The sequence below is a fragment of the Deltaproteobacteria bacterium genome (genome assembly GCA_018668695.1).
GTDB lineage: Bacteria > Myxococcota > XYA12-FULL-58-9 > XYA12-FULL-58-9 > JABJBS01 > JABJBS01.
In genome coordinates this window covers 1-8697 of the sequence record JABJBS010000170.1, presented here as the reverse complement: position 1 = coordinate 8697, position 8697 = coordinate 1, and the positions used below count along the sequence as shown (strand labels likewise).

Genomic DNA, 8697 nt, shown 5'->3' with positions numbered 1-8697 from the left:
GGCTGGTTCAATAAAGAAATCAAAAGCATGGAAGACCTCAAGGGTTTAAAGATGCGTATCCCGGGTTTGGGTGGTGAAGTTCTTAGACGAGCAGGCGGGTTACCCGTGATGTTGCCTGGCGGGGAAGTCTTTACCGCGCTGCAAACTGGAGCCATCGATGCAACAGAGTGGGTTGGTCCTTATAACGACCTTGCCTTCGGTTTTTTTAAGGCAGCGAAGTATTACTACTACCCAGGTTGGCATGAACCGGGCGCAACCCTTGAGATGATGATCAACCAAAAGGCCATGGCTGAACTACCAAGTGATCTGCAGGCGATTGTCCGGGTGGCTGCTCGAGATGCTAACCAGGATATGCTTGATGAATTTACGGCTCGAAACGCCTCAAGCCTCGATACTTTGGTGAACGAGCACAAAGTAGAGCTTCGTCCTTATCCAGATGAAGTTCTTAAAGAACTCTACACCCTCTCAGGACAAGTGGTCGAAGAGGAAGCCAATAAAACGGAAATGGGTAAGAAGGTATACGCGTCATTTAAGGCATTTCGTGACAGCATCGCAAAGTATCATGATATTACCGAGCGGGCTTATATCAACGCTCGTCACCGGGATTAATCTCTAAGCATCTAGAATTATTAGAAAATAGAAACTCTCTCCTCGTTTCGGGGGCAGGACTATACCTTATATATAGGCGGAAATTTTCCCGCCAAAAGGTAGATTTGCGCTTAAGATCTTGCAAAAACCATTATTCTTGCGGATTTAACTAGACAAACTTGGTTTGCGCGACTACACGCAGCCTCAGAGATACCGGGCAAATGTCCAGCAAAATCAAAGGCTGGTAAAAGTTGCTCACAACGATTCCCTTTGCCGATTTTGTTAGACGTTTTACCGAAAGTAAGAACTATGTGTTCATTCTCAGATCTAGGACTCCCCGAAGCATTAACTCAAGCCCTTAGCGAGATTGGTTTCGAAAAACCAACTCCCGTTCAGGAACAAGCTATTCCAGTCGCTCTTAATTGCGAAGAGGGTATGGTTGTTGTTGCTAAGACCGGTACAGGTAAAACTGCTGCCTTCGGTCTTCCACTTTTGGCCCGCACTCAGGGTGGTCGCCGACCATCTGGACTTATTCTTGCTCCAACACGTGAGCTGGCTTGCCAAATCGCTGATGACCTTCGTAAATTCTCGGTCCACATGCCTAAAACACGGGTTGTGACTGTTTATGGTGGTGCAAGCATCTCCTATCAAATGAACGAATTAGACCGCGGTGCAGCTATTGTTGTTGCAACACCGGGTCGATTGCTCGACCTCGCCAACCGCGGAGCCGTGAAATTAGACCAAGTAGAATTCCTCGTACTTGATGAAGCAGACGAAATTCTACGTATGGGCTTCCAAGAAGAACTCGACCAGATTCTCAAGGCGCTGCCTGACAACCACCGCACGTGGCTTTACTCGGCAACGATGCCTCGCGGAGTTATGTCGATTGCTCAGAAGTTTATGCAGGGTCACGAACGTATCGATGTACAGAGCAAAGAAGAAGTTTCTTTGATGGAGCACGTGGTTTACGAAATTCCGCCAAAGGCTAAGTATCGCTCGCTCGTACGCTTGGTTGATGCCAATCCAGATATGTACGGCATCGTATTTTGCCGAACCCGTCGTGATGTTCAATCACTCCACGAGTCACTCATGGGTGATGAGATTACGAGCGTTGCATTGCACGGTGATTTAAATCAAAGCCAACGTGACTACGTGATGAATCAGTTTCGTCAGCGCCGGGTAACATTACTCATCGCTACAGATATCGCAGCTCGCGGTATCGATGTGGACCAAATTACTCACGTTATGCACTTTGACCTTCCAGAGTCATTCGAAGCATATACTCACCGTTCGGGCCGTACCGCTCGTGCTGGTCACACCGGCCGCTCACTTTTGCTCTTAGAGCCACGTGACCGAGGTCGTGCTCGCCGTATGGCAAATATGTTGAAGATTCGTTTCGACGTTGAGGAACTTCCAAAGTCCAACCAAGTATTCGCAGCTCAAATCGACAAGCTCTATGAGCGTATGGTTGGAAGCTCTGAAGTAGAGGCAGATCTTGAAGATGCCATGGGTATTGCCATGGAGCGTTTCGAGGGATTGAGCCGGGAAGACATGATTCGCAACCTATGTATGCAGGGACTTGCACGTTACACGCGTCCATTTAGACGCCGTGACATCATCGACTCGTATGCCCAAGGTGGTGACCGTGGTCAGGCAAGAGACTCTGGACGCCGAGAACGAAACGAAGGTGACCGTCCACGTCGCGACGCTCGTCCACAGAATGACCGCAATGAACGACCAAGTCGTGAAGACTTCGCACCACGTCAGGCGCGTGGTGATCGTTATGACCGAGGTGAGCGTCCTCAGCGTCCACGTCGTGATGACTTTTCTCAGCGAGATGCAGGTGGTCGTGGAGACCGTCCTCAGCGTCCACGCCGTGACGACTTTTCTCAGCGCCCAGGCCGAGAAGATTTCAGAGCAGACCGTCCACAGCGTGACGTACAATCAGTTCGCGAAACACCAAGAAGAACTCAACGCGTTGACCAAGCTGCTCGACGTGAAGACCGCGTAGCTGCTCGGGCAGCTCGTCCAGAGGTAGCGCCACTTCGTCCCGGACAACCACAGCGTATTACTGTGAATGCTGGTTCTAAGAATGGTTTACAAGCTGATATGCTCCAGGGTCTGCTTTCAAAAGGCAGCCTGGGCGGCGAAGTTAGCAAGATTCGCATCGATGGCGATGTTGCTAGCTTCGATGTTAATGCACAGCATTCAGATGCTGCACTTCGAGCATTCAAGGGATTCAAACTCGACGGCAAGCGCGTGAGTGCACGCAAGCATGCCGGCTGAGTTTTAAGAGTCTATTCTAATCGCGGGGCCAGCCGGGTGGATACCACCGGCCTGGCGGCTCCCACTTTCCTTCATCATTTTGAACAGTCATGACATGGACGCCAGATTCTGTGACGGCCATAGTGTGCTCGTACTGAGCCGATAACTTTCCATCCCCAGTAATAGCGGTCCACCCATCATCTAAAACGATGCTGTCAGGAACTCCTGCATTAATCATTGGCTCAATCGTAAAAGTCATTCCGGGGCGCAGCCGAAGACCACGGCCTGCTGTCCCGTAATGTCTTACTTCAGGCTCTTCATGGAAGGTACGACCGATTCCGTGTCCCACAAAGTCACGAACGACTGAATAACCCATTGGCTCAACGTGAGATTGAATGGCGTGGCCGATGTCTCCGAGCCGAGCACCTGGTTTGACTGCTTCCACACTGCGTTTTTGGGCTTCAAGAGTGGCTACCAGCAGAGCCATGGTCTCATCGGATACTTCACCCACAGGAATTGTACTGGCGTTGTCTCCGTGAAATCCCTCGACAATAAGCGTCACATCAACTCCAACAACATCACCTTCGTGAAGGACATGGTCCTTGTTGGGTATACCGTGGCAAATGACTTCATTTACCGAGGTACAAATGCTCTTAGGAAAACCGTTGTAATTCAGTGGAGCGCAAACAACGCCGTGCTTTTGGGCGAACTGAACCTGAAGGTCGTCGATGTCTTGGGTGGTCATTCCGGGAACGACTTGATTGATGATCCACTCAAGGCATTCAGAGGCAAGCTTGCCAGCTGCCTGCAAGGACTGCAGCTCGCGCTTACTTTTGAGTTGAACTTGACGTTTGCGATTGCGAAAAACCATAGGTTTTCTCCAGAAGTTTAAGAAGCGTCGGCTTGTGCGTAGGCTTGAATACGTTGCACCATTGAATTGAGGCCATTGGCTCGGCTGGGACTTAAATGTTGATCCAAACCAAGCTCTTTAAAGACGGCTTTGGCATCAACGCTGAGAATTTCTTTAGCGCTCTTGTTTGAATACATCATGAGAATAATGCTCAATAAACCTCGAACGATGTGTGCATCGCTGTCGGCATTGAATTGCAGTAGGGCATCCTGCTTATCACAGACTAGCCAAACCTGACTCTGGCACCCACGAACCAAGTAGTTTTCCACCCGGTGCGCTTCTTCAAAATCGGGTAGTTTACGTCCCAATTCGATGATGTAGCGGTATCTGTCTTCCCAATCACCGAGAAGTTCGAAGTTTTCAATCAGTTCTTCGATGTCCATATGTTTATCCAAACCTGTTCGAGCCTTGCGGGCACCTATGTGAACTACACCAATTTTGCAATGCAAGTAAGGGGCTGAAGTGGGGTAGACGAGTGAGAGAGGCTGGATTCTTGGCAAAAAAAAACCGGACTCAAGGTCCGGTTTTTCTAAGTTCGTTGTAGACTCAATTACATGACTTCGTGCGATAAGCACTGTGGAAGCCGTGGGTCATTAACTGGTACCATCTTCTTGCCTCGGGCAATCATGAAGACGGTTCCTGCAAAGATACCGGCGATGCCGATGGTGCAGGTTAGGTCCATGAGGCTCCATGGAATGACTTCGATGTTACCGTGTCCGTGGCCCGCTGCATTTGGCATCACAAAGTAGTAGATGTCCATCCACTGCATGGCGAGTAGCCAAAAAGCCCAGAACTTCAGAATCTTCACACGTCGTTTGGCGTGACGTGAAATCAGACCAACGAATGGGATAAAGAAGTGTCCGGCAATCAGAACACGCGTGTAAGTTTCCCACTCTCCGTGAGTTCTTACCTGAAACCAGTCGGTTCCTTCCGGCATGTTGGCATACCAGATCAGCATGAACTGGCTGAACCCGATGTAGCCCCAGAAGAATACGAATCCGAAGAGCAATTTACCCATGTCGTGGTAGTGCTCCTGCGTGACCAAGCCGTTTAGCTTACCGTTACCCTGAATAGTGAGGTGAACGATGCTCAACACAGCCATGCAGCTCATGAACGCGCCGGCGAAGTAATAGACGCCAATCATTGTGCTGATCCAGTGATAGTTCAGCGCCATGATGTAATCTACGGCCGCGAAAGTCAGCGTCAATGCGAAGAAAATCATCGCAGGTGCCGAGACATTCTCGCGCAAGTTTGTAAGGGCGTTATCAGCCTTGGCATCTTGCTTCAGAGAAATCTTCAGCATGAACCAAGCAAGGACGCTCCAAAAAGCGAAGAAGAATAACGCTCTGACCGTAAAGAACCCAACATTGAGGTAGGGCTCTTTCACGTGCAGGAAGTGATCTGTTTTGGCCAGTTCATGGTCGTTCCACGTAAATAGGGAATGACTTCCCATTAACGTTGATACGAGAATTGGCAAAAAGAGCACGAACATAACCGGTAGGGCAGCTGCGATAAACTCAGCTTGTCGGCGTATGACTACGCTCCAACCGGCACGTGTGAGGTGCTGAAGGGTCACAAAAAAGAGTGTTCCCAACCCGATGCTCAGGACATACATAAATCCTACGAGGTACGAGTATAGAAATCCCTTCCAGTGGTCATCGTGTGTTTGGCCTAAGTAAACACTTATTCCAAGAGCAATTGCTCCCACGATATAACAAACCTTCATGAGACTGGCCGCTTTGGGGCCTACGGTAATTTCTTCTTCTGTAAATTCTGGTGTCTTATGAGCACCCATCGTGATCTCCGTCTCTATTGCAACTGAGAACGCTTGTCGGATTCTACATCATCAAGCTTGGCATACTGGCTTCTTTGAAGAGCTCGGATATAGGCTACAACCGCCCACCGATCAGCTTCTGGTAATGCATGGCCATAGCCCTGCATGTTCCTGATGCCATTAGTAATTGTATTAAAGAGTTTACCGTGCGGTTGGCTACGGACATGGTCTTGGTGAAGTGAACTTGGTGCAACCCATGTTGGGTGCTCGTCCGCTTTGCTCTGAACCTTCCGATGAACCATTCCGTCTCCATATCCGGCTGACCCGTGACACGGGGAGCAGCTGATATTGAAATTCTTCTGGCCTTGTTCGAGAAGCCCAGCGGTCACGACAATATCCTTCGGAAAGGTGTCTGCCCACTGACCATCAACGACGCCGCGATAGAAGTGGTCGTCTTTGTTCAGCTCACCTTCAGCGATGGTACCGGCCACTGCATAACGCATAGCCCGACCGTCTTTGAAGATGGTGTTTTCTGTTTGTGTCTTGAACTTCTTCTGGAAATCCATGTTCGGGTTCGGGTGAATTCGTGGCATTTCCTTGGGTACTACGCGGGCGTACGCGATGATTGCCAAAGGAATCAGCCCTGCAACAAACCCTGCAACTGCAGCATTCTTGATAAATTCCGGGATGGCAGCGCCAACATGAGAATCATCTTCAACCACTTGAACTGAGACAGCCTTATTCTCGCTAAAGAACTTCTTCAAGCCGGCCGCATCGTAGCGGGGGTCGGCAGCTTCAATGCAGATAAAGTATCGGTCATCGGTTGCCCGTGCGAACTCTTTAACTTTGAAGAGTGGGTTGTAGAACCTTGGCAGCCCATTCACGATAAGCGTCGAAAAGAACGTCGTTAACGCCGCAAAGAGAATGGTTAATTCGAACATGACCGGTACGTTGGCCGGTAAGCTGAATATCGGCTTGCCCGAAAGCATGTACTGATAATCGTAAGCGTTCATCCAGTATTGAAGACACAAACCAGTAAAGGTACCTGTTATCCCCATACAGAAGATGAGCCACGGTAACTTCGTTGGCTTGATACCCATCGCCGGGTCAATGCCGTGAATTGGAAACGGAGAGTAGCTGTCCCAACTGGTGTAACCACCGTCGCGCACTTTCTCACACGTTCTTACGATATCGGTAACATTCTCGAACTCAGCGAGAACACCAAAATCTTTGAATTCTTCAGAATTTGTACTCATTGGTTGTACTTTCTTCGTCTTAATCAATGGTCTGCTGGGTGAACATGAGACTCTTCGGTCATCGTCTTAACTTCCGCGATGGCAATGATTGGTAGCCAGCGAAGGAAAAGTAGGAACAACGTAGAGAAGAGTCCGAAACTTCCGATGAGCATCATCAAGTCCACCGGGGTGGGCGAGAAGTACGCCCAGCTTGATGGAAGAAAGTCGCGGCTCAGTGAGCTTACGGTAATAACAAATCGCTCGAACCACATGCCGATGTTGACGAAGATTGTAACAATCCACATCGCCCAAGGCGTTCGACGCATATACTTGAACCAGAAGACCTGCGGGCTGATAACGTTGCAGCTAACCATAATCCAATAGGCCCACCAGTAGGTACCGAAAGCACGGTTGACGAATGCAAAGCTTTCGTAGTTGTTGGCGCTGTACCAAGCCATGAAGAATTCCATCGCATAGGCATAGCCAACCATGGTGCCTGTCACGAGAATAATCATCGTCATGTTCTCGAGGTGACGAGTTGTGATGATGTGCTTCAGGTTAAAGAAGTGCCGTGCTGGAACGGAGAGCGTAATTACCATGGCAAAACCACTGAAAATCGCGCCAGCAACAAAGTAGGGTGGGAAGATAGTCGTGTGCCAACCAGGAATCTGTGAGGTTGCAAAGTCAAAAGATACAACGGAGTGAACCGATAGAACCAGTGGCGTCGCAAGACCGGCTAGAATCATGTACGCACGCTCATAACGGTGCCAGTGCCTTGCAGAGCCTGTCCAACCGAGAGAGAAGATGCCGTATCCAAGTTTACAAAACTTGGTACTTGCACGGTCACGCAACGTTGCGAGATCGGGAATCAAGCCGAAGTACCAGAAGAGAAGTGACACGGTTGCATACGTACCAACCGCGAAAACATCCCAAAGCAGTGGGCTTCGGAAGTTAGGCCACATCTGCATTTGGTTTGGCAGAGGGAAGAGCCAGTAAGCTGCCCAAACTCGGCCAACGTGAATACCGGGGAATACTGCTGCGCATACAACCGCAAAGATAGTCATTGCTTCCGCAAAGCGGTTGATACCAGTTCGCCAGTTTTGGCGGAATAGGTAGAGTACAGCTGAAATAAGAGTACCGGCGTGTCCAATACCAACCCAGAATACGAAGTTAACGATAGGCCAACCCCAACCGACTGGGTTGTTGTTACCCCAAACGCCAACGCCTTCCCAAAAGAGCCAAGCAATGTTGACAAAAAGCATCAACATGACCGGGACTGCAATGAGGAACATGATCCACCAGTTACGGTTTACCTTTTCCACTTCGGCAATCGAGCAAACGGCTTCCGTGATATCGGAAATGCTGGTTGCGCCAAGTACCAGTTGTGCACGTGCAGTTGGATCGGTCGATGTATTATCGAGTTCTTCTTCTGTAAAGCTAACAGAGCTCATTGATCAACCCTCACTCAGTTCAGGGTTTGTATTGCGGATGCGTGCGAGAAACTCGGTACGCGGCTTAATATTCAGTTCGGCCAACATTGCATAAGAGCGGTTTGACGCGTGCATTTTAGCAACCTGACCATTTTTGTTGTTCAGATCGCCGAAATCAATTGCTTTCGAAGCGCAGGCATCTTGGCATGCAACGGTTATGTTTTCAGTATCCATTGGCCGGTTTTCGTTACGAGCGTCATGCCGTGCCGCGCTGATACGCTGAACACAGTAGGTGCATTTTTCCATAACACCACGGAAGCGAACTGTAACTTCTGGGTTGAAGCCCATTGTTTTGACCTTATTAACGGGGTCTTTCAGTTCTTCATGGTAGTTGTGGTAGTTGAAGCGACGTACCTTGAATGGACAGTTGTTCGCGCAGTATCGAGTACCGATACAACGGTTATAAACCATGTCGTTCAAGCCTTCTTCACTGTG

At 49.4% G+C, this 8697-nt stretch carries 8 protein-coding genes; 2 read left to right on the top strand and 6 right to left on the bottom strand.

The window, feature by feature from the left end; genetic code table 11:
- Both dctP and HOK28_09050 read left to right on the top strand, forming a co-directional pair.
- A partial coding sequence (gene dctP, locus HOK28_09055; protein ID MBT6433226.1) for a TRAP transporter substrate-binding protein DctP occupies window positions 1–609 on the top strand: 609 nt, incomplete at its 5' end.
- A 288-nt stretch (window positions 610–897) separates the two neighbouring features.
- Window positions 898–2874 carry a DEAD/DEAH box helicase gene (locus tag HOK28_09050; protein ID MBT6433225.1) on the top strand — a complete coding sequence of 659 codons (1977 nt, stop codon included), beginning with the start codon at window positions 898–900 and terminating at the stop codon, window positions 2872–2874.
- Between the two features lie 16 nt (window positions 2875–2890).
- On the opposite strand, the gene map is transcribed toward HOK28_09050, so the two are convergent.
- The 6 genes from map to HOK28_09020 form a co-directional block, all read right to left on the bottom strand.
- Complete coding sequence (gene map / locus HOK28_09045) at window positions 2891–3724, bottom strand: type I methionyl aminopeptidase (GenBank protein ID MBT6433224.1); 834 nt, start codon at window positions 3722–3724, stop codon at window positions 2891–2893.
- Window positions 3725–3741: 17 nt separating this feature from the next.
- On the bottom strand, window positions 3742–4146 hold the full coding sequence (locus HOK28_09040; protein ID MBT6433223.1) for a SufE family protein: 405 nt from the start codon (window positions 4144–4146) through the stop codon (window positions 3742–3744).
- 167 nt (window positions 4147–4313) lie between these two features.
- On the bottom strand, window positions 4314–5558 hold the full coding sequence (locus tag HOK28_09035) for a quinol:cytochrome C oxidoreductase (protein ID MBT6433222.1): 1245 nt from the start codon (window positions 5556–5558) through the stop codon (window positions 4314–4316).
- Between the two features lie 14 nt (window positions 5559–5572).
- Complete coding sequence (locus tag HOK28_09030; protein ID MBT6433221.1) at window positions 5573–6793, bottom strand: DUF3341 domain-containing protein; 1221 nt, start codon at window positions 6791–6793, stop codon at window positions 5573–5575.
- A gap of 23 nt (window positions 6794–6816) precedes the next feature.
- On the bottom strand, window positions 6817–8223 hold the full coding sequence (gene nrfD, locus HOK28_09025) for a polysulfide reductase NrfD (protein ID MBT6433220.1): 1407 nt from the start codon (window positions 8221–8223) through the stop codon (window positions 6817–6819).
- Between the two features lie 3 nt (window positions 8224–8226).
- The coding region (locus tag HOK28_09020; protein MBT6433219.1) for a 4Fe-4S dicluster domain-containing protein at window positions 8227–8697 on the bottom strand (471 nt) is incomplete at its 5' end.